The sequence below is a fragment of the Bdellovibrio bacteriovorus genome, from assembly GCF_001592755.1.
GTDB lineage: Bacteria > Bdellovibrionota > Bdellovibrionia > Bdellovibrionales > Bdellovibrionaceae > Bdellovibrio > Bdellovibrio bacteriovorus_E.
Genome location: NZ_LUKF01000016.1, coordinates 416229 through 440349 on the forward strand (window position 1 = coordinate 416229; position 24121 = coordinate 440349).

The 24121-nt window shown below is 45.6% G+C and carries 18 protein-coding genes; 7 read left to right on the forward strand and 11 right to left on the reverse strand.

Annotated features, from left to right (window positions below; translation table 11 throughout):
* Positions 1-41: 41 nt before the first annotated feature.
* The 7 genes from AZI85_RS11700 to AZI85_RS11730 all read right to left on the reverse strand — a co-directional run bounded on the left by AZI85_RS11700 (position 42) and on the right by AZI85_RS11730 (position 11226).
* The gene (locus AZI85_RS11700; RefSeq protein ID WP_063244208.1) at positions 42-3125 is read right to left on the reverse strand and encodes a UvrD-helicase domain-containing protein; all 3084 of its coding nucleotides are present in this window, start codon (positions 3123-3125) and stop codon (positions 42-44) included.
* Complete coding sequence (locus AZI85_RS11705; protein ID WP_063244209.1) at positions 3101-5824, reverse strand: PD-(D/E)XK nuclease family protein; 2724 nt, start codon at positions 5822-5824, stop codon at positions 3101-3103. The genes AZI85_RS11700 and AZI85_RS11705 overlap by 25 nt, the downstream gene beginning before the upstream one ends.
* Positions 5825-5831: 7 nt before the next feature.
* Positions 5832-6950: a hypothetical protein gene (locus tag AZI85_RS11710; protein WP_063244210.1), complete on the reverse strand. Its 1119-nt coding sequence runs from the start codon at positions 6948-6950 to the stop codon at positions 5832-5834.
* Positions 6947-7978 (reverse strand): hypothetical protein, encoded by a 1032-nt coding sequence (locus AZI85_RS11715; protein WP_063244211.1) that lies wholly within the window; start codon positions 7976-7978, stop codon positions 6947-6949. Before AZI85_RS11715 ends, AZI85_RS11710 begins: the two co-directional genes overlap by 4 nt.
* 9 nt (positions 7979-7987) lie before the next feature.
* Positions 7988-9073 carry a hypothetical protein gene (locus tag AZI85_RS11720; protein ID WP_253720963.1) on the reverse strand — a complete coding sequence of 362 codons (1086 nt, stop codon included), beginning with the start codon at positions 9071-9073 and terminating at the stop codon, positions 7988-7990.
* Positions 9074-9193: 120 nt separating this feature from the next.
* A complete protein-coding gene (locus tag AZI85_RS11725; RefSeq protein ID WP_063244212.1) occupies positions 9194-10042 on the reverse strand; it encodes a hypothetical protein in 849 nt (282 codons plus the stop codon).
* On the reverse strand, positions 10042-11226 hold the full coding sequence (locus tag AZI85_RS11730; RefSeq protein WP_172795331.1) for an esterase-like activity of phytase family protein: 1185 nt from the start codon (positions 11224-11226) through the stop codon (positions 10042-10044). Before AZI85_RS11730 ends, AZI85_RS11725 begins: the two co-directional genes overlap by 1 nt.
* Before the next feature lie 124 nt (positions 11227-11350).
* Here AZI85_RS11730 and AZI85_RS11735 point away from each other — a divergent pair, with 124 nt between their 5' ends.
* Positions 11351-12136 (forward strand): hypothetical protein, encoded by a 786-nt coding sequence (locus AZI85_RS11735; RefSeq protein ID WP_063244214.1) that lies wholly within the window; start codon positions 11351-11353, stop codon positions 12134-12136.
* Positions 12137-12247: 111 nt separating this feature from the next.
* On the forward strand, positions 12248-12994 hold the full coding sequence (locus AZI85_RS11740) for a hypothetical protein (RefSeq protein WP_063244215.1): 747 nt from the start codon (positions 12248-12250) through the stop codon (positions 12992-12994).
* 73 nt (positions 12995-13067) lie between these two features.
* Here the strand turns inward: AZI85_RS11740 and AZI85_RS11745 are convergent, their stop codons facing one another.
* On the reverse strand, positions 13068-14249 hold the full coding sequence (locus tag AZI85_RS11745; protein WP_063244216.1) for a conjugal transfer protein TraF: 1182 nt from the start codon (positions 14247-14249) through the stop codon (positions 13068-13070).
* Between the two features lie 101 nt (positions 14250-14350).
* Between AZI85_RS11745 and AZI85_RS11750 the strand changes: the two genes are divergently transcribed.
* Complete coding sequence (locus tag AZI85_RS11750; RefSeq protein WP_253720964.1) at positions 14351-14869, forward strand: hypothetical protein; 519 nt, start codon at positions 14351-14353, stop codon at positions 14867-14869.
* On the opposite strand, the gene coaE is transcribed toward AZI85_RS11750, so the two are convergent.
* On the reverse strand, positions 14866-15477 hold the full coding sequence (coaE, locus tag AZI85_RS11755; protein WP_063204991.1) for a dephospho-CoA kinase: 612 nt from the start codon (positions 15475-15477) through the stop codon (positions 14866-14868). The two genes, AZI85_RS11750 and coaE, sit on opposite strands and share 4 nt — an antisense overlap.
* Positions 15478-15542: 65 nt before the next feature.
* Here coaE and AZI85_RS11760 point away from each other — a divergent pair, with 65 nt between their 5' ends.
* From AZI85_RS11760 to AZI85_RS11775, 4 genes are read left to right on the forward strand one after another with little or no spacing between them, the layout of a single operon-like run.
* Positions 15543-17495, forward strand: a complete 1953-nt coding sequence (locus AZI85_RS11760) for a serine/threonine-protein kinase (RefSeq protein ID WP_063244218.1) — start codon at positions 15543-15545, stop codon at positions 17493-17495.
* 39 nt (positions 17496-17534) lie between these two features.
* Positions 17535-19316 (forward strand): AMP-dependent synthetase/ligase, encoded by a 1782-nt coding sequence (locus AZI85_RS11765; protein WP_063244219.1) that lies wholly within the window; start codon positions 17535-17537, stop codon positions 19314-19316.
* Positions 19317-19324: 8 nt separating this feature from the next.
* Positions 19325-20488, forward strand: coding sequence for an MFS transporter (locus AZI85_RS11770; RefSeq protein WP_063244220.1), 1164 nt, complete (start codon positions 19325-19327; stop codon positions 20486-20488).
* Between the two features lie 12 nt (positions 20489-20500).
* The gene (locus AZI85_RS11775; protein WP_155724006.1) at positions 20501-20926 is read left to right on the forward strand and encodes a hypothetical protein; all 426 of its coding nucleotides are present in this window, start codon (positions 20501-20503) and stop codon (positions 20924-20926) included.
* Positions 20927-21544: 618 nt separating this feature from the next.
* Here the strand turns inward: AZI85_RS11775 and AZI85_RS11780 are convergent.
* Positions 21545-22756: a hypothetical protein gene (locus AZI85_RS11780; RefSeq protein ID WP_063244222.1), complete on the reverse strand. Its 1212-nt coding sequence runs from the start codon at positions 22754-22756 to the stop codon at positions 21545-21547.
* A 161-nt stretch (positions 22757-22917) separates the two neighbouring features.
* Entirely contained in the window at positions 22918-24108 is a 1191-nt protein-coding gene (locus AZI85_RS11785; RefSeq protein ID WP_063244223.1) for a PA14 domain-containing protein, read from the reverse strand.
* Between the last annotated feature and the right edge of the window lie 13 nt (positions 24109-24121).

The window sequence follows — 24121 nt, forward strand, 5'->3', positions numbered from 1 at the left end:
TGATAAGAAAGCCCTCGGGACTAGACAAGGGAAAACAAAAGTCAGGACTCCGACGACTGCATGTACTCAAGAAGTCTTTTTTCCATTCGAGAATTCATCTCTGGAAGACTGCGGACATTCTCAATCTTCACCAATGCATCCATCGGATAAACAACAGCAAGATTGATTTTATTAACGCCGTCTAAATACTTCATTTGATAAAGAGCCCATGCATAGGCTTCTAACTGTTTAAACGCGGTTTCTGAATACCGTTGAGAGCCGGTTTTATAGTCCACCATCCACAGTGTATCACCAACGATGCCCCAAAGATCGATCTGACCTTGCATAAGAGCGTTTTTAAAATTCAAAGCAAAACCCCATTCGACATGTCCTTTTTCGATGATTTCTAAAAGAGGAATGTCCTTGGTTTCAGTTAAGAATTGCAAAGGCTTTTTGAGGTCTTCATCCGAGACTTTAAGCAGCTCTTCGTAAGAAGTGTATTTCAAGGCCTCAAACAATCTATGCGCATTCGTTCCCTGTTGGGCCCGAGCTAGACCTTGTCCTAAAGCGCCTGCTTTCGGAGTGTAAGTGGAGCCCGTCGGTGCTTCCGGCGCAACGAGTTCGGTAACAGAAATATATCGGCGTTTAGCCTCTATGTCTTCGCCTTGCCATGCCGGACGAAGATTCTTATGTTCCAATGCTTCGCTTTGCATTTTCTGCGGTAACAAGTTTTCTACTCGCACCACGTAAGCGAAATCTTTTTCCTGATGCAGACCTTCTTCCAGGTTCAAAGGACATTGTGCGGCCCACGATTTCTTACCGATCTTTCGGTCCCAAATTAACGAGACACCGGATTTGGCTCGAGTCATTGCCACGTACAGCACGCGATTGAACTCTTCACTTTCACGCTGACGAAGTTCTTCGGTGATTTGATCTGCCAGAATACTTCCGGTCATCGCTTGAGTTTCTTCGTTGCGAACTTTCAGAGACCACAAACCATCTTGCTCTCGGATACTGAGCACAGGGGCGTGGCTGGCGCGAGGATCTTGCCCCATACCTGGTAAAATCACTTGATCAAATTGCAAACCTTTTGAGGCATGCACGGTCATGAAGTTCACACGCTTAGGCTCAATCACCGGAGTCGCATCCGCATCTTCCCCGCCTTCGTCCGTCGACAAAGTTTCAAGGCTAGAGTCTAAGAAATCCAAAAAGTTAAAACCAGGTCGGCGTTCTTCCTGACTCAGAAGTGCCACGACTTTCCAAAGATTGGCTTCGCGACGTCCCGTGGAATCAATTTTTGCCGAATAGTCAAAAAGTCCCAGATCAATCAAAGCTCGCTTAAAGGTCCAAGAAAGCCCCTTGGTTTCACTTTGCGCAATTAAAGTTTTAAGAATACGCAAGGGATGAGTTTCATCTTTTTGCTCTAAAGGCTTTTGAGCCTCTTTCCAGAACGAGTGCTTGAAGCTGTGACAATAACTTGCAATTTCACTATCCGACAATGCCAACCACGGGGATCTTAATAAGGCCACAAAGTTGGCGTTATCATGAGGATTCACTAAGAACTTCAAAATGGCCAAGGCGTCCAAAACTTCACGACGCTCATAAAAACCACTGCCGCTATGAAGTTGCAATGGGACGCCGTACTCTTGCGCCACTTTCGCAATGTCTTCAAGAGTTTTATGGGTCCGACCTAACACACAGATTTGTTCCGGACTCACACCTTCTGCCAACAGTTCTTGAATGCGGGCTACTGTCGTTAAAACCTCGGCAGAGGTTTCGTCTTCGTCTCCAGTTTCAGAAAGCAAAACTTGCACGACGGGATCTTCATTCCCCTTTCGAACTTTATCCGGAGCCGGCGTCATAGCGGCAAACTGCTTGCTCAGCTTGGTAAAATAGTGATTGAAGAATTCTAACACTTCTGGAGACGAGCGGTAATTCGTCAGTTTAATCTGCACATCGCCGTTTTGGCTTTGGATTTCGCTGACCTTTTCCTGGAAGACTTCCGAACGAGCTCCGCGGAAAAGATAGATACTTTGCTGGGGATCCCCCACCACAAAGAGAGGACGCTCGCCGATAAGGTGACGCAACAACCGCACTTGCACAGGGCTTGTATCCTGGTATTCGTCGACCATCCAAAAATCCCACTCTTGCGAAAACTTCACAGCAGCGTCTGGGGACTCTTGAATGATTTTGTACGATAGAGTCTCAAGATCACTCATAGAAAGCAGACCTTGTTCTAATTTCGAGCTCATAAAGTCACGACAGAAGAAAGACGCTAGTTCATCAAAAAGTTCACAGTTCTTTTGATGCTTTTCCCAAAATTCGGGACGATAGCGCGGCTCTTCCAAAAGCTTATCAATACGCTCACGCAATTCTTCTAATTCTTCATGAAGACTGAGGGAAAATGGCGGTGTCGCTTTTCTAAACTGAGGTTTCGAAGTGTGTTCCCAGAAACTCTCTAGGCGCGCAAAGAACTCATCCCAGGACGACACCGTCCAAGAGAAGTTCGCTAAAGATTGAGCATATTCCTGCCACTTTTCATTGGAAGCTTCTTGTCCGATCTCAGTACAGACGCGCTTCAACTTACCTGCGATATCTTTGACGACTTTTTCAGTTTCCTTTTGCATGTCCCCTTTTTCAATAAAGGTCATGTTGGGAAAGATCACATTTTCAGAGAAATACTTTAGCAAGGCACTTTCTAGGGTTTGAAAGTCGTATTCTTCCAGAAGTTCCTGCAAAGAAGGATTCTCCAACAGGTATTTGCGCATGATTTTACGCGCGCCCTTGCGGATCTCGGAATCACTCATGATTTTATAATCAGGCGTCAGCCCGATGCTAGAACCATAACGAGATAAGAACAGACTTAAAACCCCGTGAATCGTTGAAATCTGAACTTGCGACTTTGCACTGACATAGTGGAAAAGATCTTCACGACCTTCAGATAAAGCTTTGCTTAAAAGACGCTCTTTTAGTTCTTGCGTGGCTTTGCGCGTGAAGGTCGTCACGACGATGCGTGGAAATTTACCGTTTCTTTCTTTAAAGTCGCTAGCAAACTTCAAAAAGGTTTGGGTCAATGTTGTGGTTTTACCCGCACCGGCCCCGGCGCGCAGAATGGTGTTTTTTAATTCAGATGTGGGGCTCGACATTGTCGCCTCCATTCACAACCAGAACAGGTCTTAAAGTCCGTGGGTTTTGCCTGACTTTCCCCTTTTTTGATACGATCTAAAGTTCCCATAAGAACTGTGCTGAACTCGGAAAGATATTTTTCTTTGGATTCAGCCGTGGCATTTTTATCTTTCCGTTTGGAAGACGGAAATAAGCCTCCGGCAAAATCTTCGATTTTAAATCCTTTGCGTTCAAAATTTCTAAAGACGTAATAGAAAAGACCGATGACTTCCCCGCCGACGTCTTCTAGCAGGCCTTTTTCAATCACCCACATGTAAAACAAAAGCTGAAGCTCGCGGTTTTTAAACCACGAAGCATGAGAAGAGATGCCCCCTGCAGAGCTCTTGTAATCCAGAACAACCAACTGACTGACACCATCCCCGTCAATACGGTCGATTTGACCAGAGATACGGAAGCAGTTGTCTTTAGGTTCGCGAGAAATTTCTTCGGTCACCGGATCTAGATAAAATTCGAAACGCTTTTCTCGGGCCAAAGTACGTGTTTTCTTAAACTCATCCCGCCAACGCTTTTCAAAATCTAAAAAGCGTTGTCCCAAGTGAATGTGTTTTTTCTTAAATGGCTTCCAAAGACGATCATCCGCGAAAAGAAGTTTCTTTTCCGTTTTGATTTCTTCTAGAACCTGGTCCAACTCTTCCGCGGTCCAATTAAAGCGCATCGGCTCCGCCGTCAGTTTTTCAAATAGAGCATGAGCCAACTGACCACGCGTTCGATGATCCACATCCAGATCAATATCAGGAAGGTCTTTTAATTTAAAATATCTTTGCGCTGCAAACACGAAAGGACACTCTAGGAAACTTTCTACAGAGGACGCAGAGATTCGCGGTAAATTTGGCACCTGAATATTTTCAAGCTCCATCTTCCCCATATCCTGCTGAATGCGTCTTTCGATATTTTCTTTACGTGCATCCACCCACGGACGTCCCGCGGTTTGATCAGAGTGTTGCAGTTCATCCCAACGAGTTTCTTTAGGAAGATTTAAAGATTCGTGATCGCCAGATAAGCTCATCCAGAATGTGCAAGGCGAACAGAGGCTGCCACTTAAATCCGTAGCTCCAAAACAGAAAATGTCGTGAATGCTTTCAGCTTCGGCCAAAAGACGAAGTTCAAAATCCAAATCGCTTTGATCTGGATTATCCAGGTAGAAACCAATGTCTTTTGCTAACTCAAAATAGTCTTGACCCGAAAGCTGCGTTTTATTTCTGGCACGCAAAGCTTCGTCGGTCAGGCCTACGAAGATACGGTACTGCGCTTTTTCACTATGCGCTGACATCAGTTTTGTCACCATGATGCCGCGAGGATGGCCTTTTTCTAAAGTGTACTCTTTAGCGGCCACGATGCTTTCAAGATAACTCAGCCATTCTTTCCAAATAAGTTTGGTCGAGCTAACGGCATTTTGTAAGAGCTCGCGCAAGATTACCTGCACGATGTCGGTCTCGGCTGAATTCCAGTACATCAAAGCTTTTGCGACAAACTCGTCGCGACTTAAAATTCCAGTAAGATCCAATTGCTCGTGGAAGACCTTATAGACGGTTTCATTGCGGGCAAGATCTTCATTCACGTAAAGGCTTTTAAACAACGAACGGAATTCTTCATAGCGAAGCTCTTGAGATTCTTCTTTATCGAAGAAGGAAATTTCAAGGTCCGAGCTAGAAAGTCGTCCGCTCTTAGAACGAAGCAAAGCCAACCAACGAGTGACCGAAGGAAGACTTTGCGCTTTGTGGGTTATATCCTTTTGAACCGGAATGCCTTCTTCTTGCAAATACGACTGCAAAACCGGCCAGTATGTTTCTATATCTGGAGCAACGATGGCAATAGACTCTGCGGATTTTCCCTCATCCAGCCATTCGCGCACTTGCCCTACGCTGTGTTTGATTTCGGCTAACATCCCTGAGAAACGCATCACATCCTGACGTTTCTCCTTTTTTACGACAGAAGGAAGCTCTTGCACCTTCTGACTTTGTTGGCGCAGATCTTCGTAAGGCTTTAATAGGAAATGGAAATCTTTTTTCCAAGAAGGATTCGGCTCTAAAACAATCACGTCCACCGAACGCGAAAGCACGCGCAGGATTTCTGCCTCCACACGTGAGATTTCCCCGCTCAGATCGACGATCAAAGGAATATCCCAGACGCGTTCAAGCTCATTGAAGTTTTGCAAATAGGCCGTAATCCAATCCGCGGTGATCACGCGGTGGTCTTGAAGAAGTTTCAGTGCACAGAAACGCGCGCGCAGATACCAATCACGCCACCGGTTCTTAGATTCAGGGTGAGTTTCAAACCACTCTTCAAGCCGCGACGTCCCTTCGGGATGGAAAAGCACCGCCGCCATTTGGTCGATATAAGAAAAGACCGTGTCCTCCGCGGAAGAATTGACGCCAAGAACTTCGGCATTTTCATCCATAATGGTGCGCAGAAGAGAACGCGCAAAAGGATCGCTGACCAAACGTAAACCCGGATCCAAACGCTTTAACAGAATTTTCCAAAGATCACTGGCACGCAAAACAGATTCATCAACGTACTGTCCTTCACGTGCCAGAATTTTTTGTTGAAGTTCGAACTTTGTGCGCAAGTCAGAAACCAACCACGATTGGGAACGTGGATTGTAGTTCGCAAAAATCTGTGCGATCTGAGTTCGACTTTCTATGGGAATGACTTGCAACATTTACGAATTACCGGCGTTGTTTTAGTTTACGTCTCTTGCCGTTATTATCCGTGAATTTGAAGTTTGCATCAAAGCTTAAATCAATACTGAGACTCGCCATATAACGGGAATCCCCGTCTTGACCTGGATAAAGACCGGTCTCTTCAGTGTAACTTACAGCATCAAGATGGAATATGAGAAAATTCACACCCACACCGTAACTGAGGTAACCTTGATTATATCCTGCGCGCAAGTCGATCAAGGGAAGAGAAATCTCCGTTCCGACGTGCAGTTTCTTTCCTATTTCGATTTCAGGATTCAAGAGTCTTCGGCCCTCGACGCCTATCACCCAATCAAGGCCAGGCAAATCCATGCCGACGCCCGCACCAAAGACTAAATTCTGTTCAATATGAACGGGCGCATCGTCACCCTCTGTTTTCTTAAAGGCTGTGTTACCCACGTCTTGCCACACCAGTGTCAGCGTCGGCTTTAGAATCGGCAAAGGAATCTCATGCAAGATCGCCAAATCCGCACCATATCCCTGCCCTTTGTTGGCAAAGCGATCTCCGATGTCTGAAAGACTGCTTGAGTCTGCGATATCGCTGATGCTTAATTCCTGCGTTGAGCCCCCTTGGCGAGTGATTCTTTTTACACTCATTCCAAAATAAGTCGAAGGTCCCAAGGAAAAGGCCGTTCCCAAATAAATGGCCTGATCACTGCGGAAGTAAGTTTCAAATTGAGGGAACGCCGGATTGTGAAGTTCGGCAGTCACTTCGGTGTCGTAAAGATAACCTGCAGAAATCAAAGGCAAAGAAATGGCGGCTTTACCCACGCCTTGCGCCCACAGCTTTTTACCGTAGAAGTCATTGAACGTGGATGGGTCATTGGCATCAATATTCTGCAAATCATCAAGACTGTCGACCAAGGTTTTATTCGCACCTGCCATTAATTCAATCAGCTTAATATCAATGGCAGCGGCTCTTTTTAAAGCCGCAGGATTGACGAACAAGGCATCCGCATCATTTACAAATGGCACCAGCACGCCACCCATCCCACGAGCGCGGATAGAGCGTGTCGTTTCACCCAAAGACTGAGCAAAACTTTGCGCACTGAATGCAAAAATAAGAGCGGCAAAAATCAACTTCATGGAGCTTGCATCCCCGGACAGCAATCCGCATTCACCGAAATTGTCGGAGGAGATCCCATCGTGTAGTTCACCGTAATATCGGCGATATCACACGCACCCACTCCCAGAGTGCCACTTTCAATCATGCGACGGAAAATACGACGCAACTTAGGTGTCACATCGGCGTCTTGAGTTGTCGTACAAACAATGGGATCTGTGACATCCGCGCCTAAACCGAAATCTTGATACGTCGGCGTATTAGAAGGAAGTCCCAAGTCGACCCACGTCACACCCATAGGAGCACCATGGTCTTGAGGAGTTCCAATAGGCGGAATCACCACATCTGTTTGACACAAGGTTTGTGCATCACCGAATGAATCGCCCGCGGTTCCCGAAGTCAATTCATCACCCAAGGCCGCCAAGTTTTCAAAGACCAATCCCACACCCGTGACGATGCGATCTACTTCGGCATCACTGAGCTTTCCTGCCGCCGCACTCACCGTACAAGCTTCTGCGCCCGCATCGGGCACACCATCACCAAGACCCGCAGCATCGATATCAAATTTTGATTTCAGAGTCGTCGCCATGCGAGTCAGTCCCAAAATCGCGGCGAAAAGGTTTTGATCATTCGTTCTTTGTGCAGCGGTAGTTCCGATGCTCATCAAAACCGCTACAGCGTTGTCACAAGCAGCAACATCGGTGACCTGACCTTGAAAAATCTGAAGGGCAATTTCAAACATCTTTGTCGAAGACACACCTTTAAGTGCCTGCACCAAATCAAAAAATGAAATACCGCACTTACCACCGTAGGCATGCATAAGGCTCGTTTTCACATCATTACGAGCTTGGTAATCCGCAGACAATTGCGTCGTCATGATAGAGATCGCATCATCCCAAGCGGCATCATCGATTTTCTTTTTCGCTTCCAAAAAAAGAGCGGCATCTGAATCCGTAGATGCATACTCGGTCAAAACGTTTTCCTGATTGCTACAAGAAGTCGCCACCGACAGAGAAATTAGAATGATAAAGAGATGTCTAAAATATTTCATGCCTCATCCTTAAAACCGGTAAGCAAACTTCATAGTATAACGTCTGTCTTCTTTAGGTTCGTCTTGAGTGCCGACTTCTTCGCCGTAAGATGCAAGCTGCCATTGAAAGTGTTCAGTAGAATACTCAAAGCCTGCGGTCCAATATCTTTGATTATATCCTCCACGGAAAAAGAAGGCATCTCCGAAGTTCAATTCGAAACCACCGTGAATCAATTTGGCCTTATCCTCTTCATCACCTGATGTTAATAAGCCACGGTACTCAACCGTCCAAGCCGAACGAATGTTGTTGGAATGAATCGGAAAGAGAGCCGCTGCCACATCGATGTCTTGCTTTATCAAATTGGGACGATTGACTGTGTCTAATCGGATACCATTGGCCTGATCGAAGCTGGTGCCTCCCACATCACGCACGACAGCTGTCACCGTCGGCAGAAACTTCCAAGGCGCCGCGAGGATCAACCCAACATCCGTTGAAAGGCCTACGCCCTCACTGGCTATAGAATCATAATCCAGTGGACCTGTGGCACTTAAAGTTTGATTGTCTACTTCGATGCGATTGATAAGTTTCGTGTTAAAGCCAAGCTTGATTCGTCCATCCCAGAAACGGAAATTGAATCCCAAAATAAACGCGACGTCATTGCGATAATAAGTGTCAATGGTCGTACCGTCACCGGACATCTCAGCATCTAGCAGATAGTTCCCGTAAAGTCCCACACCGAAGTTTCTGCCGACAAAAGAAGGAAACACCTGCGCCTTGGCATGATAATAGGAGCTGCGTTTTTTATCTAAGGCCGGAGCCACATCTTCTAGGGAAAATGGATTTGAAAAAGCCTCTTCGCTATAGAAACCCGGAGCGTTGTAACCCAATTCAATTTCCGGGTCGATGATCGTTCCATAAAAATCACGAAGTTTTCCCAAAGCCGCGGGATTCACGATCAATGCGGTTTCATCATTGGTAACGGCAATACAAGCGCCACCCATGGCCTGGCAACGAACACCTGAATAAAAACTACGACGCTCTCGTGCATTCACTTCGTAAGTGAACGCCATCAATGCAAAAATTTGAAAGAGCGCGATCCACAAAATCCTTTTCATAGATACCTCGCTAAAAACACGTGGAATATATCAAAAGGCTTATCGGTTCAATGGGGGCTCATATTGAGACAGAAAGGGAAAATAAGGTCTTAGGTCGTGAAGAAAGACTCTCTTCAGGCTTTAGAAGCCAAGAAGAGAGTTGATACGTGAAAGTCGATTTAACGTTTCTAGTTGAGGTTTGTTACGGCCTGGTTGCAAGTCTTCAGGCTGAAGGTCTTGCTCTTTCATGAAGGCACATATTGATTGAGCGAAGTCTTCTTGGGACATCTCATCTTCTAATTGGAATTCGATTTCATATTTTTTTTGAATGAAAGTGCTCCCCACAAAGTCTTCACCTTGAGTGATGGAAACTTCTATATTTCCCCAGCCCATATCCTGAAGAACCGTCCACTTGATCTTTTTCGTCAGATGGCTCGCCGTAAAGTACCAGTGGGTGTTTGCAGGGACAGACAACAACTTATCCAAAAGAGGAAGCTTCAGCCCGACAATGTGCCGATGTAACTTTTGGACATCGTGAACAGCTTTTGGCAGATCAGTTCCATTCAAAGCATCCAGTTGTTCAACCACGGCGCGCGCGAAGTTTTCGTGATCACGATTGTTAAGTTTTAACTCCCCGACAGCCTTCTCTTTGACTTTGAAAGTCCATCCCTCGGGACATACCGAAGGCAGAATCGAGATCTTTGTATTCGCTTGAAGAACGGCTTTTCCTTTTGTCGTTTTTAAACGGAACTTGTACATCTCTGGATTGGGGATCAACAAAAATTTACTTCCATCATAGATATCCGCGTAATAGTCGACACGATCTTCACCCACGAAAGCGTATTTTTTAAGAATCTTTTGAGCCGCGACAGCTTCGAGGTTGAAGCCCGCTTCGATCTGATTCTTGATACTACCATCTTTCGCGCTCGCGACTGAAGAAACCACAGCGAAAAGGACCAGCCCGAACAGGGCCTTAGACAGAGATTTCATTATTGGATTTCCTCTTTTTTGATAACGAATAAATAATTTCTATTTCCCACATCTGCGTCATGAACACCAAAGTCATTGTCATTGACGATATAGACTTGGCCTTCTTTATCGACAGTCATGCCTTCCAGTTTTTCAAAATCTTGTAAGCCTTTGTCCGTTAGGTTTAAGACTTCGGTTTTTTCTACAAGCTTTACGTCTTGGGGAATTTTAAAAGATTCTGAAGCCAAGGACTCTTTGACGACATTGCTGGCTTTCGTGCGGTCCACCGCAAAAACTCTTTGCCATGCTTTCTTACCGGTTTTCCCATTCTGTTCTAAAACCCAAATACGGCCGTCAGGCCCAACAGTGGCGGCACCAATCTTCCCACCCTCTTTGCTAAGGGGATAAAAATAAACGCCCACAGTTTTTTCTTTGATTGGATCAAATTCGAGGATCGGAGCCTGCTTTTTATCAAGATCAGGAACTCCGCTTTGCAAAAACACCAATAAGGTTTTCTGTGGAGTAAAGACCAAGGCTTCAAATCCACGGTTCAACTTTCTTTTAGCATAGAAATACGGAAGCTCTTCAATCCCCGTGCGTTCTTTGGAAGATCCCTTGGGAAGAAACCTTTTTTGCACAAGCCCTTCCGCATTCACCTTCAAAAGCGAAGGTCCATATTCCTCACTCGCCCAGAAGTTCTTTTGCTCGTCTAAAGCCAAACCTTCTGGATCCAAGCCGATAGCATCGAATTTCAAAACAGTGCCTTTTGCATCCATGGGAGTTTCATCCGCGCCTGTTTGATTGAGCTTCGGGTTCACGTTAGGCAGACCGGTAATTAAGATCGGCTCCGGCTTCAATGTCACTTTGACCTTCAAGCCAATGCTTTGCACAAGTTTCACTTCACCGTTCTTAAATTCAAACTTAAGAATTTGCGGGTTGTAAGCGGGATGAAGAAAGGCTCTTTCTGGTGATTTTTTATCCCCTTTTTCCTTACCGTTGGGACCACGGTCTGTGATGGAATAAAAAACACGTTTTTCTTTTGAAGACTCTGACAGTGAATAGACGAGATCCGAAAGACCACCCAACAACACTTTACCTTCCGAATTTTCAAACAAGGGCTTTTCGGATTGGATCAAATACTTCTCTGCCGGGGCCGCTTGAGCAACCGTCGAAAGAAGCATTGTTAATACTATGTATTTACACATTTTTGTCCCCATTCGTCTGGTATATGTGGTCGCGGACTTACAGACAATGACTAACCAATAAGCCCATAAAACTCTGACTGAATCCTAACAATAATTTCGCTGAATATTCCAATATAAAAAAGCCATGAAGCTGACTTTCCGCCATCTAATTCTATTTTTCTTCTTCCTTATGTGCCGACCCGGTTTTGCACAAGAGGCGGTCAGCGTTATCGACACGCCATCACCAAAAAAAACCTGGAATATCAAAGTTGAAATGGAAGCCAAATCGACTTTCGATAAAGAAAAAAATATGAACGGCTACTCTTCCGAAGCTGATCTTCAATTAACGCGGATGTGGTCCGAGACTTACGGAACAATTTTAGGTATTCAGGTCGGCCACAAAGCTGGTGAAGAAGAAACAACGTCACAGATGGAAGAAGCGACTTTGGGTCTGCGTGTCGCTCAAAAAATCGCGGGTCTTAAATGGCGCGCTCAATTGACGTACAATTATCTTCTTCAAGAAGAGCAGCGTCTTGCTGACTTCCGCGACGGCTCTTTGATGTTAGATATTCGCACTAATATTCCGCTACAAACATGGGGTAAAGCGCGCTTGCGATTGAAGCATGCGGAATATCTTCCCACGAAAAATGAAGATGACATTGGCGTTCGCCAAACGAAGCTAGAGCTTTCACCGTCCTATCTTTGGGGAAGATTTGCCACGGGCTTTAAAAATCAAGTCACTCGCCTTTCAACTTTCGCCGAAAGCTTTCACACTTTTGATATCGCGCCCTTTATTAAATATGAAGGAGATCATTTTGAGCCTATGCTTAAGGTCATCTATCGGCCTGTGGAAAAATCCGCACAGTTTCACACAGCCCAAAACTGGGAATCACATCCCATTTATGCTTTAGAAATGGAAATGAATTTCTAACGTCTCAAGTTAAGACAGAGCCCCCTTCTTTTAATCAAAATCTGAGTTAAGGCCCCCCTTCGGATTCCGATAAGTACTAAGTACTTTCAAGACTTCATGAAGGAGACTTCAATGCAAATCCATAAATCTGCAGCTTTGCTAGCGACATTAAGTTTGGCTTTGGTCCTAACGGGATGTGAGGGCGAACAAACAGAAAAAGACATGATCGCGGAAGCCCAATTCTGCCTGGATAAGGCGACAGACGAAGCTTCGGCTATGGCTTGTACAAGCAAAATCTCTGGTCTGACTTCTCCTCGTGCCTATGCACTTCGTTGTGCGGCGGGCTTTATCGCCGCAGAAGTGACAGATCCAGCAAATCTTTCCAGCGCTTTGAATGCTATTCAAGACAACCAAGGCACAACAGCTCTTCTGTCGGCTTTAACATTTCCGCGCCAAGATCTTATGAATGACACTTTCGCGGCCTGCAATGCTTCCGGCCAGGACGGTTTAGCGTTGATTGGTGCGATGGCGAAAAGTGCGACGTTGCTTTCTAACCTTTCAGGTGGAGCTTTTGGATCTTGCACCTCTATTTCAGACTGTGACTCTGCACAGATCGAATCGACTATCAATAATCTGATCGCGGGCCTTACTTCTGGAGATCCGACGGAAGAAGCGGAGGCAGCCGAGGCCATCACTCAAGTAACGGAAGTGGTTCAAACAGTTTACGCGACAACTTGTGGTGGTACTCAAACGGCTAACGATGACATCTGTGGACAGATCAATACAGCTTTGGGTCAAGCCGGTGTGGATATCGCAACAACGGATCCGGCGGAAATCGTAGAGCTTGGAAAAAAACTTTTAGAACAGTGGACTCAATAGTCTTCGTCTAAAGAGAAATAAAAAAAGGCTTCCACACGGAAGCCTTTTTTATTATTTAAACTCAGTGATTCTTTTAGAAATCCAGATTCAATCTTGTCGCATACACACGACTTTCAATCGGTGTATTTCTTGTTCCCACATCATCCGCATAAGAAACAACATCCAAGTTGAAGATTCCGAGCTCGGCAGATAAACCGGCGGTCCAGAAACCTTGGCTCATACCTACACGGTATTGCCCTTTCCACCAACTCGTCACCGTCCAATCAAACTCAAAACCTAAGTGAATGCCTTTTCTCCAAGTGAAATCCGGATGACCCAAATCGCGAACATCCAAGACGCCACGGCCGCCAAAGATCCACATGGATGGATATTCCCAGCGTGAGCCTAGGTCGAACACGCGGTACAATTTTTCCGGCGTGCCGTTTTGTTTCTCTTTATTTACTAGTTGCATAGACTGGCCAAAGCCGGTTTCAGCAACGTTACGAACTACCGCTCCGAATGTGGGGTGAGCCAAACGCAAAAGAGACCAAACGCCTGAATCCGGAAGTTCCGGCGTCCACAAAACACCGAGGTCTGCATCAATGGTGTAACCTTCCAAAAGATCTTCTTTAGAAACAATCTCGTCGCTAGCCGCCAAGTCCGTCGCACTGATCGGCTGACTGAAAAATCCGCGATTCACGAATTTGCCTGTAATACCCCATGAAAGACGACCGTGATCAAACCAATGAAGATCATCTCCATAAGCAAGACCTAAAGTCGTATCTGCATAAACCGTCGCATTTAAAGTCGGACCGACTTGTTGATGCATGGCCATTTCTACGCTGACATCCATCGGGATTAAAGCCACTCCCCAATTGGGGCGGACCCAAAAGCCTTCTAACGGAGCCAGTCTTAAAGAATAAACATCACCATAGTGTTTTTGAATAAGTTCTAAGTAAGCCGTTTGTTTGTCGGTTTCAGACTGACTTGAAGATTCAATTTTTGAATACTCGTCATAGAAATCCATCGCGCCCGGGGTTCCCGCAGCACTCAAAGAAAGATTGATTTGACCGTCGTCTCTTCTGGCTAGACCAGCGGGATTGTAAAAGATCGCGGAATAGTCATTGGCTACGGCAACAAAGGCATCACCCATTCCTAAAGCACGTGGAGCTTGATAATGATGATGAATAGTGGTGCTGATGCTTTCTGCCTGGGCAAGAGGTCCAGTTAACAACGCAAAAAGACCCGAGAGGAATAAAGATCCCCGGTTCGACATAAATTTGCCTCCAAATTTGTTAACAATGATTGTAGTCCTAAATTATACTTTGTCTTATGCGAGTTATTCTTTCTCTCCTTTTTTTGACCTTGGTCGTGAGCGTGTCTGTTTCTCAAGCGGCGCCTCAAACAACGACCACTTTAGAAACTCAGCCCTTAAGTGGGGAAGATGATCCGTTATTGGCAACGCGAGATCCCGAGGCGCGCGCTTCCATCCCGACTTTTTTGTTAGGAACATATTTAGGATTCGAGGGCGGAAACTACTTAGAAAGTGATGACTGGGATCAAGGGCCTTACTTGTCTCTTCGTTTTATCCCCGTTCAAGATGATTCTATTTATTGGGACTATGAAGTCGCCGTGAATACCGCCAACTTTGTGGGATTAGGTGCAGGTTATCGCTGGTACTGTTGTCCTGACGACAGATTCAATCCTTATCTTCGCGCATCCGCAAATCTCTATCTAGAAGGAGCTGACGAACTTGCAGGGCTCGTCGAAATTCGTCGTTGGCGGGCTCGCGCCTCTGTAGGCATGGGTGAAACTTTCAACGCCGAGTTCGGTGTGGGAGCCGCGGTCACGGGGCCTGATTTATTTGCACAGTTTGGTTATCAGTTCGCGTTTTAAGCTTTTTCCGTTTTTAACGTTTCCAACCAAGCAAGCAATCTTTCGATCTCTTTTAAAAGATGCTGTTCATCGCGGTTGTTATGCAAAATAAAATCCGCTTGCTGTTCTTTGAACTGAATAGGAATTTGCGAAGCAATGCGCATATCGATTTCATCATCCGTCCAATTCTGACGGCGACGTAAGCGCTCTTTTTGTTGTCCCTTGGTGCATGAAACCACAACGACGGCGTCGAATTGATCTTGTGCTTTGGTTTCGAAAAGCAACGGAATGTCGTACACCGCGACCGGATGATTCATATCTTCGAGCAGTCGACGACGGCGACGAGTTTCCTCTCGAATCAAAGGATGTAAGATAGATTCAAGTCGATGCAAAAGCTCCGGATGACCGAAAACATGCTGTCCTAATTTGCGACGATCCAAAGATCCGTCGGGCAAAAGGAAGTCTTGGCCAAAAACATCGATCACAGACTTCAGTCCAGGTGATCCGGACTTCACGACCTCTTTGGCAATTTCGTCCGCATCTACAACTGGAATAGAATGATCTTTAAGCGCACGGCTTACAGTACTCTTACCGCAAGCTATACCTCCGGTCAGTCCTATCCATTTCATAGACAATTCTCCTTAAGGATTAGTTTTATTTTACCGATAGACCTCACAAAGGGGAATCAGTTTTCATGTCTCAAGCCGTAGAGCAGTTTGGTAAGTACATCCTTCTTGAGCGTCTCGCCGCAGGCGGTATGGCGGAAGTGTACCTATCTAAGTCAACGGGTGCCGTGGGCGTCAACAAGTTTGTCGCTATTAAACGTATTCTTCCCCAATATTCCGACCATCAAGAATTTATTGAGATGTTCAAAGAAGAGGCGAAGATCGCCGTGAACTTGAATCACGGGAACGTCGTCTCTATTTACGACTTCGGGGTTGAAAGAAGTCAGTTCTTCCTGGTTATGGAATACGTCGAAGGCCGAAACCTTCGCCAAATCCTGAACGAACTTAAAAAGTCCAACACGCAATTCACTATCGAGCAAATCGTCTACATGATGAAAGAGGTTGCTGCGGGATTGGATCACGCCCACCGTTGCCTTGATGGCACGACGGGCAAACCTTTGAATATCGTTCACCGTGACATGAGTCCGCAAAACATCATGGTCAGCTTCGAAGGCGAAGTTAAAATCATCGATTTCGGTATCGCTAAAGCTGAAACTCAACTGGAAGCAACAAAAGCTGGAACCCTGAAAGGGAAATACGGCTACATGAGTCCTGAGCAAGCCGATGGACAATCCATCGACACGCGCACGGATATTTTCTCTTTGGGTATCGTTCTTTGGGAACTTTTAGCGAATGACCGTCTTTTCACTTCCAACAGTGAAGCGGCGATTCTTCGTAAGATCCGCGAGTGCCAGGTTCCTTCTATTCGCAAGATCAATCCTTCTGTTCCTCCGGAATTAGAAAGAATTGTTAACAAAGCTCTCGCAAAAGATAAAAGCCTTCGCTATCAAACAGCGGCGGCCTTGCACCGTGATTTGAACCGTTTCTTAAATACGCAGTATCCGGAGTTCTCTCCGCACGACTTCAGCGTGTTTATGAAAAACGCTTTCTCTGCCGCTTTCCTCGAACAACGACGTAAACTCGTTGAGTTTGCAAAAATCCAGGCGACAAACCCGGATGATAAAACCGTGGTCACTCAGACGGATATGCGCACACAAGCTCGTGCGATTCCTCAAGCGGCCCCGCCTGTTGCGGATGAAGGCGAAGAAAAACTAAATATTGATACTTCGACAGATATCCGTGTGAATCTAGATAACTTGAAGACTCCGCCAAAACCGGCGATGCCTTCAGCGGGTCAGACAAACACAAACATCACGCAAACCCGTACTTCCGCAACCGGAACTTATGCTTCCGGCACTGGAACTATGACTCGCACTCCGTCGGCGATTTCACAAAGTGGCACTCGCACTTCGATTCCAAGGTCTGCGTCTTCATCTTCTATGGAAGACATGACGGGTCTTGTGATGAAGGCCGTGATTGGCTTGGTTGTAGTTGTGGGCGGCTGGTGGGTTTATAACAATTTTGTCGCTAAGAAGACTCCAAAGGCTCCCGCTGTGAGCGGTGCTACGACAACAGCTCCAAATTCTCCGAATACGGCCGCGAACGGTGGCACTCAACAACTCGATATGGCGGCGACTTCTCCGGAATACACTGTGACTATTTACAGCAGTCCGGACCGTGCACGCGTCGTGATTGACGGTGTCGATACGGGCGAATTCACGCCGGCTCGTAAAACTGTGAAAGCGAACACTCCTTTCAGCCTTCGTTTGGTGAAAGAGGGTTACACAGATCTCGTGACAACGATCACACCGACTTATGAAGCTTATTCTTTCAACGGCACTTTACAAAGACTTCCTCGAGTCGCGTCCGTGATTATTAACATCGTCAATGGTGGAGCAAATCCAGAGCTTCGCATTGCCGGAGTTCCTGTTAATATTAAGCCCACAGGCGATGCTTACTTGATTCAAGCGGAAGTGGGAGTGAAGATCCAAGCCCTTAATAAAACAACAGGGCTTTCTGCTGAAACCACTGTCACAGTGCCAGCAGACCAACGTAAAATTTTAGACTTGTATTTGAAGTAATCCCCTTCGTTATACATAGGCAGCTAGGGAGTTTTCATCATGACGAAGCCAACCACTTTGGGACATTCCATTCTTTCCATGCGCAACAGAAATCCTGCGCACGTGGCTGTAAAATTCAAAGTCAACGACACTTGGCAATCGAAATCCTGGGCTGAATATTATCGCGATATCGAAAATGTTGGCGCGGCTTTACTTTCTTTAGGAATTAAAGAAGGCGACCGTGTGGCGATCATGGCTAACACTCGTTACGAATGGTCGGTGATGGATTTAGCTATCTTTGGAATCAAAGCTATCACTGTTCCCATCTATCAGAACAACACCGCCGAAGACGTGGAATACATTCTGAATAACTGCGGCGCCAAGGTTTTGGTCTGCGAAAGCCGCGGTCCTTTAAAAACTTTCGAATCAGTTAAAAACAACTGCCCGAAGGTTGAAAAGCTCATTGTGTTTGAAAACACCTGCCCGAATCCTGACGCTATCACTTGGAATCGCGTGCACGAAATGGGCGAAGGTCATTTGAAGAAACACGCCGACAGCTATCGTCGACTTTGTGAAACAATTAAACCTGAAGACACTGCAACCATTCTTTACACTTCAGGCACCACGGGACGCCCTAAGGGCGTGATCTTGACACACCTTCAAGCTTTTAGCGAAGTTTCAGAGGCCTTCCCCTATTGCGGAGCCAATGAAAAAGACATCTCTTTAAGCTTCCTGCCCTACGCTCACATCTTGGGTCGTATCGAGCACTGGGGTCATCTGTATATTGGCTTCACCATGGCCTTTGCAGAAAGCTTAGAAAAGATTCGTGGGAATCTGACAGAGATTCGTCCCACTATTTTAGTTTCAGTGCCGCGCATTTTTGAAAAAATCTATGCCGCGATTTGGGCGCAAGTACAAACGCAGCCCTTAAAGATGAAAGTCTTCACTTGGGCTTTAGATATCGGTCGTAAAGTCGGAGAGCATAAACTCAGCGGACAGATTCTTCCTTTAGATTTATTAGTGAAATACGAATTGGCACGCAAGCTGGTCTTAGGAAAAATCACGGATGCCTTTGGGGGTCGTCTGCGTTTTGCTATCAGTGGCGGGGCGCCGATCTCTAAAGACATCGCACTATTTTTTCATTCTGCGGGGATTTTAGTTCTAGAAGGCTATGGTCTAACAGAAACAACGGCCGCTATCACCGTCAATACGCCTTTTAATTATCGCTTCGGTTCTGTCGGTCGTCCCATTGGCGAAGTGAAACTGAAGATCGCTGAAGACGGCGAGATTTTAGTGAAAAGCGATAAGGTTATGAAAGAGTACTACAACAATCCGGAAGCCACGAAAGAGGTCTTTACGGATGGTTGGTTTCACACCGGCGACATTGGAGAAATTCTTCCTGGTGGTGACCTTAAGATCACGGATCGCAAAAAAGATTTGATCAAGACTGCGGGCGGTAAATACGTAGCGCCTCAGAAACTGGATGGTCTTTTGAAATTGTCTCCTTACGTTGCTCACGTGCATGTTCACGGAGATCAAAAGAAGTATATCGTCGCACTATTAACTTTGGATCGCCCTTCGGTTGAAAATTTGGCGAAAGAAAAGAACATCAGTTATAGCGACTGGAATTCTTTAGTCGCCTCCCCTTTCGTACAAGAAATTGCACGTAAGGCCGTCGCCGATGCCAATTCACAATTGGCTAGCTATGAGGCCATAAAAAAGTATGCAGTCCTTCCCAACGAGTTTACTATTGAGGGTGGCGAATTAACGCCGTCTTTAAAAGTAAAACGTAAAGTCTTAGATCAAAAATTCAAGGATAAGATCGAGGAACTTTACTCATAGGGAGACCTGTGACTCTTGTCCCTCTATTTCTTGTCGTCTTTGTAGATATTCTGGGAATGATGATGATCATTCCCCTTCTGCCCTTCTTCGCGATGAAAATGGGCGCCTCTGTCTTTGAGACCGGCCTTATCACTGCGGCTTATGCTGTCATGCAAATCCTTTTTAGTCCCGTTCTTGGCAGGCTTTCAGACCGTTATGGTCGTAAGAAGCTGTTGTTGTTAAGTCAGGTGTTTTTGGCGGCAGGATTCTTTCTTTTAGCTTCCTCCACCAGTGTGACGATGGTTTTTATCGCACGCATTCTTTCGGGAATAGGCGCGGGCAATTTATCTTTAGTGCAAGCGATGATCGCCGATTCCACTCGAGAAGAAGAACGAACTCGGGCTTTCGGTTTATTCGGAGCTATCGTAGGATTAGGACTTACTATCGGACCTGCATTGACCGGTATTTTTGCAAAGATCGATTGGACGGTTCCTATCTATGTGAGTTTTTCGTTGGCTTGCTTGAGCTTTCTTCTGTGTGCAACATTGCTCCCTAACAAAATGCCCGCGTTGGTCGTCAGAAAATCCATCATAGAGACACTGCACGGTTTCTGGCAAACGTCGGGAACCCGCCAATGCTATTTGCAGTTCCTTCTTTTCTTTTGCTCCTTTGCATTTTTGGTATCAGGGTTGGGCCTCATCATGGAAAGTCGGTTCTTCACTGCTGAAGGCCGACGCTATGGCCCTTCAGAGATTGGATATCTCTTCGGCGTCTTAGGCGTGATAGGCATCGTTGTTCAAGGTGTTCTGTTGCCACGCTTAGAAAAGACCTTCGGCAATCATCGGCTGACTTTGTCAGGATTTCTTTTAACCATCTTAGGTTATTTGGGTGTTGGTTTCTTTCATAACGTCTATTTCTTCTTTTTTGCCTGCGGACTTTTTGGGATTGGTAACTCATTAATACGTCCGACAATCACCAGCCGCTTGACAAAGACTTTACACAAATCAGATGAAGGCATGGCTTTGGGATTTTCAAGTTCGTTGCAGTCCCTGGCCCATGTGATCTGTCCTCCCTTAGGTGCATTTCTAATTCAGCATCACTGGGTCCCTCAATTGGGTATCTTGATGGCCCTTCTATCTTTGATGGGTTATGTCATCGGATTGCGAAATCAAGACACCGTATCAGCCCTGTGATAGCCTTTTTCCATGCTTCCTAAAAGACACCCGGTTCATATATTTGTTTGGATTGCTGTTGTGATCGCCGTCGCTCTTTTTCTGCGCGCCTCGATTCAACATTCAGCGCATGTCTTTACGAACATCTTTATTTTCTTATTGAATCTGTTTATCTGGCTTGCGGTTTTGAATTTAAATTATCTGACTCAGAAGTTTGCATTTAAAAAGCTCGTCTGGATTTTACTGTTCATGCAGGCACTGACCATTTTCTCGGCCTATCACATGACCCAGCAGGTGCTGCTCTTTGGTTTGATCGCAAGTTTGAGTTTAAATCTGCTCGCGTACTTCGTGTATATGGCGAATGAGAAAAAAGTCGCAACAGTTGTCGTTCTTGCCTCGCTGGCATTCCTGGTCAGTCTTCTGACAACACCGCTAGAGTTTTGGCTGACGGCGGGATAGTTTTTTCCTTTCTTAAAAATTAGGGCGTTGTTACTGCCACGATGGCAGTAAGCGGTTGCGTTATGTCGTTGGTCGTCTCGCAAAAAGCGGGCGGATTTAATTCAATTGTGATTAGTAAGATTTTTTCAATTCTAGCTACTACCCCCGGGTAGGTACTTTTACTTCCACGGTGGAAGTAAGTGTTAGCGTCACCGGTAAACTGAGGTTCTTTATAAGAAGGAAATTTATCCGCAAACAAGTATAAAGAGATTAGTTTCTCGAAATCAGCGTAGTACTGTCTGGAAAGCTATTCTCGCTTCAAGCTATTTCACTTCCACCGTGGAAGTAAGCTTCAGCGTCAATCGTTGAACGGAGGTTTCAGAAACAGAAACAGAAACAGAAACAGAAACAGAAACAGAAACAGAAACAGAAAATTACGAGTATTAAACTTAGACTACCAGAAGTAAAATCTACTGCCACGATTGCAGTAAGCAGATGCGTTAATAATGACTATCAAGCTCGAAGCGATAACGGCCGTTCAATGTTTTCCAAGCTCAGAGCGATTTTGATTGAGCATTCAATTCAAAAAAAAAGCGCAGTTCGCACTGCGCTTTTCTATTCACCTTTTTAAAATGCGAATTACAACTTCAGCTGTCCCGCTTCGAAAAGATCAAGACCTTTCATGATCTGTCTCATCTGATCGCTGAACACTGTGGACTTTGTGTCATCCAAATCAACGGTCTTACAAGGAACGGCACCGACAACAGCTTTAAGAACGTTGCATTTCACGATTGTCGCGCAAGTCGTATTGCCACATGCCACCGGAGTTCCGCTGAAGAAATTCATTGTACGATTAGACTCGTAAGCTTTGGTTTCAATCGCTTCACGGCAGGCGTTGCGTTTTTTGCTGCTCTTATCAACCGGACACATCCAGTCGACAACGGCGTTAATCATCTCTTGACGAGAAGACTGTTTTGAAAGCGGAGTCACTGTCGGGCTTAACAATGTATAGTGAATCAATGCTTGGGGAATCAGGCTTTCCACTGGTGAAAACACCTTATAAAAACCTAAACCTTTGCTGAATCTTCCGAAGTCATCGTAATAAGCCGTGTTCACCGGACGAAGACGAAGGCATTTGCGAGTTCCACAATCAAGGCTTTGACGGATCACGCTTGTTGTTTGACCAATACGAGAAAGATTTTCTGGGAAAGAACCAGGATTGTGTTCATACCACTGACCATCACTCATCGGCTCGTGGAAATCAGAAGATGTCATACTTCCAAACACAGGACGACGCCACAATTTCGCACCCGTTGGAGCTAACAACCAGCCCGAGTTGCAAGAGTTGAATACCACAATCGCGTTAGGAGCTAAAAGACTGCCGATTTGAGCAAACTCTTCGTCTTCGTGATTGATTCGATCCCGTTTATCTTGCAAACGAAAACCATTGTACGTGTTCGCATGACCGAAAAACTGCAAAGAGCTGATCGGCGCATTTAGATATCTCATAGCCAAAATGAGACGGCTCTTAACAAGTTCATCCTTATCTGCTTTACGGAAGCCGAAGCCCGCATTAGCAAGCATAGAGCGCTCAGCCTCGAAGTATTCATTCACCGGGCTGATGATGACACGTTGACGCTCTGGAAAGCGATCTCGTGAGACTTTAGCAGCTAATATAGCGGTCTTTAAAAACTGGTTGCCTTGATCTGCACCAAAACCAGCCACGAATACATCCGTCGGTACGCCCGCACGGATCGTAGCCGGCTCAGAGGCAATAAAGTAGGCGTGTGCTTTTTGAGTAGCGATTCCTGAAAGGCACAGGAAGGCTCCAAGAATAAATTTGAAATTCATACGACCTCACTTCGTGATTTATAAAGTGAGGCATTAACTATCATATGTTTGGGAACATCTAAAGAAGCGGTGACAAAGTCCGACACCGCGATGAAAGATCTTCAAAGCAAGAACGAAAGTGTCTAGAGACTAGACACTTTCCCGAGTGAAAAGCTTATAAATTACGGCAATAAAACGATTTGCGAGCTGATCACCTTACGACCGTCTTTATCGATCGAGATCGCTTGCGCTAGATAATAGATCCCGTGAACAAGCCCATCCAAGTTCACCGTGTGATCAGTCACTAGATTCGCATCTACAGGAGTATAAATTTCTTCACCTGTATACACGTTAAGAATTCTCAACTGGCTGTTGGCTGGAAGATTGGTCTTCCAAGTTAAGACCGCCGTTGGAGCCGCCGCAGAGACCACGACGAAATCCGACAAAGCTAACTCCACAGGTGGTTCTTCAGGGGGACAAGGGTTCGTTGTTTGCGCAGGCATTTTATAGTTAGCTGCTGCGATCGTCGACCAACCCAATTGCTCTAAGAACTTCACGGGCAACAATTTCTTTCCATTGTCAGGATTGTAGAAATATTTGTTGGAAGCAACACCACACAACGGATTGCTGTTTTGTTTCTTCCACGTCTGGGCCTTTTTATGATGTTTCCAGATCATCACATTCGCAATATGGTAGCGTGGCCCCTGATAGTAAAGAATCTTGATCGGAAGTTCGGTCCCCTTCTTCAATTCTACCGTGCGGAAAGCACAACCCATACGTGTGGAGTGGTCACCATCATTATTAATGATTTCATTCCACTGATTATTTTCTTTCACGAAAACGCGCGATCCATCGTCAGATAGAGTTGCGAGCTCGTAGTGACCTTCTTTATCTTTGTCAGAAAGTTTTAAGACAGATGTGTATTCGATGGCAAAGTTCTCAATCAGCTTATTGCCTTGAGCATCCACCAAGAATTCATCATTCACGTTTTTAAAACCCGCCGTAAATGGCGACGTAGGAACATTCACGTCAGCAAAGTAAAGCTTGGCATCGAGCTTTAAACCTTTGTTGTAATAGTCCATCACCCCTGAAATCTTTTGACCCATCTCTGGAGTTCGCAGAATCAGCTTTCCCAACAATCCACTCTCAGGTGTCGTCCCCGCACTTTGAGAAAGCGGAGTACAAACGGTGTTTGCTGGATCTTCAAAAGTTACATTTTCAAGTGGTTTTGAAGCCGGTGCTCTATTAACACCCGAATAGGAGCATTTAATTTTCTTAAGATGCCCACGTTCATAGCGGATGTCTTTCTTGAACCAGCCTGCTTCGGCAGAAAAGGACAATAGCAATGCCATTACTATCAGTGATTTTCCCATTACACGTACCTCT

Excerpts from the sequence above, each read along its gene's own strand:
- AZI85_RS11720 (WP_253720963.1), bottom strand. The coding sequence starts at position 9,073 with ATGAAAAGGATTTTGTGGATCGCGCTCTTTCAAATTTTTGCATTGATG.
- AZI85_RS11730 (WP_172795331.1), bottom strand. The coding sequence starts at position 11,226 with ATGTGTAAATACATAGTATTAACAATGCTTCTTTCGACGGTTGCTCAA.
- AZI85_RS11775 (WP_155724006.1), top strand. The coding sequence starts at position 20,501 with ATGCTTCCTAAAAGACACCCGGTTCATATATTTGTTTGGATTGCTGTT.
- AZI85_RS11700 (WP_063244208.1), bottom strand. The coding sequence starts at position 3,125 with ATGTCGAGCCCCACATCTGAATTAAAAAACACCATTCTGCGCGCCGGG.
- AZI85_RS11745 (WP_063244216.1), bottom strand. The coding sequence starts at position 14,249 with ATGTCGAACCGGGGATCTTTATTCCTCTCGGGTCTTTTTGCGTTGTTA.
- coaE (WP_063204991.1), bottom strand. The coding sequence starts at position 15,477 with ATGAAATGGATAGGACTGACCGGAGGTATAGCTTGCGGTAAGAGTACT.
- AZI85_RS11705 (WP_063244209.1), bottom strand. The coding sequence starts at position 5,824 with ATGTTGCAAGTCATTCCCATAGAAAGTCGAACTCAGATCGCACAGATT.
- AZI85_RS11715 (WP_063244211.1), bottom strand. The coding sequence starts at position 7,978 with ATGAAATATTTTAGACATCTCTTTATCATTCTAATTTCTCTGTCGGTG.
- AZI85_RS11725 (WP_063244212.1), bottom strand. The coding sequence starts at position 10,042 with ATGAAATCTCTGTCTAAGGCCCTGTTCGGGCTGGTCCTTTTCGCTGTG.
- AZI85_RS11785 (WP_063244223.1), bottom strand. The coding sequence starts at position 24,108 with ATGGGAAAATCACTGATAGTAATGGCATTGCTATTGTCCTTTTCTGCC.
- AZI85_RS11740 (WP_063244215.1), top strand. The coding sequence starts at position 12,248 with ATGCAAATCCATAAATCTGCAGCTTTGCTAGCGACATTAAGTTTGGCT.
- AZI85_RS11735 (WP_063244214.1), top strand. The coding sequence starts at position 11,351 with ATGAAGCTGACTTTCCGCCATCTAATTCTATTTTTCTTCTTCCTTATG.
- AZI85_RS11780 (WP_063244222.1), bottom strand. The coding sequence starts at position 22,756 with ATGAATTTCAAATTTATTCTTGGAGCCTTCCTGTGCCTTTCAGGAATC.
- AZI85_RS11760 (WP_063244218.1), top strand. The coding sequence starts at position 15,543 with ATGTCTCAAGCCGTAGAGCAGTTTGGTAAGTACATCCTTCTTGAGCGT.
- AZI85_RS11710 (WP_063244210.1), bottom strand. The coding sequence starts at position 6,950 with ATGAAGTTGATTTTTGCCGCTCTTATTTTTGCATTCAGTGCGCAAAGT.
- AZI85_RS11765 (WP_063244219.1), top strand. The coding sequence starts at position 17,535 with ATGACGAAGCCAACCACTTTGGGACATTCCATTCTTTCCATGCGCAAC.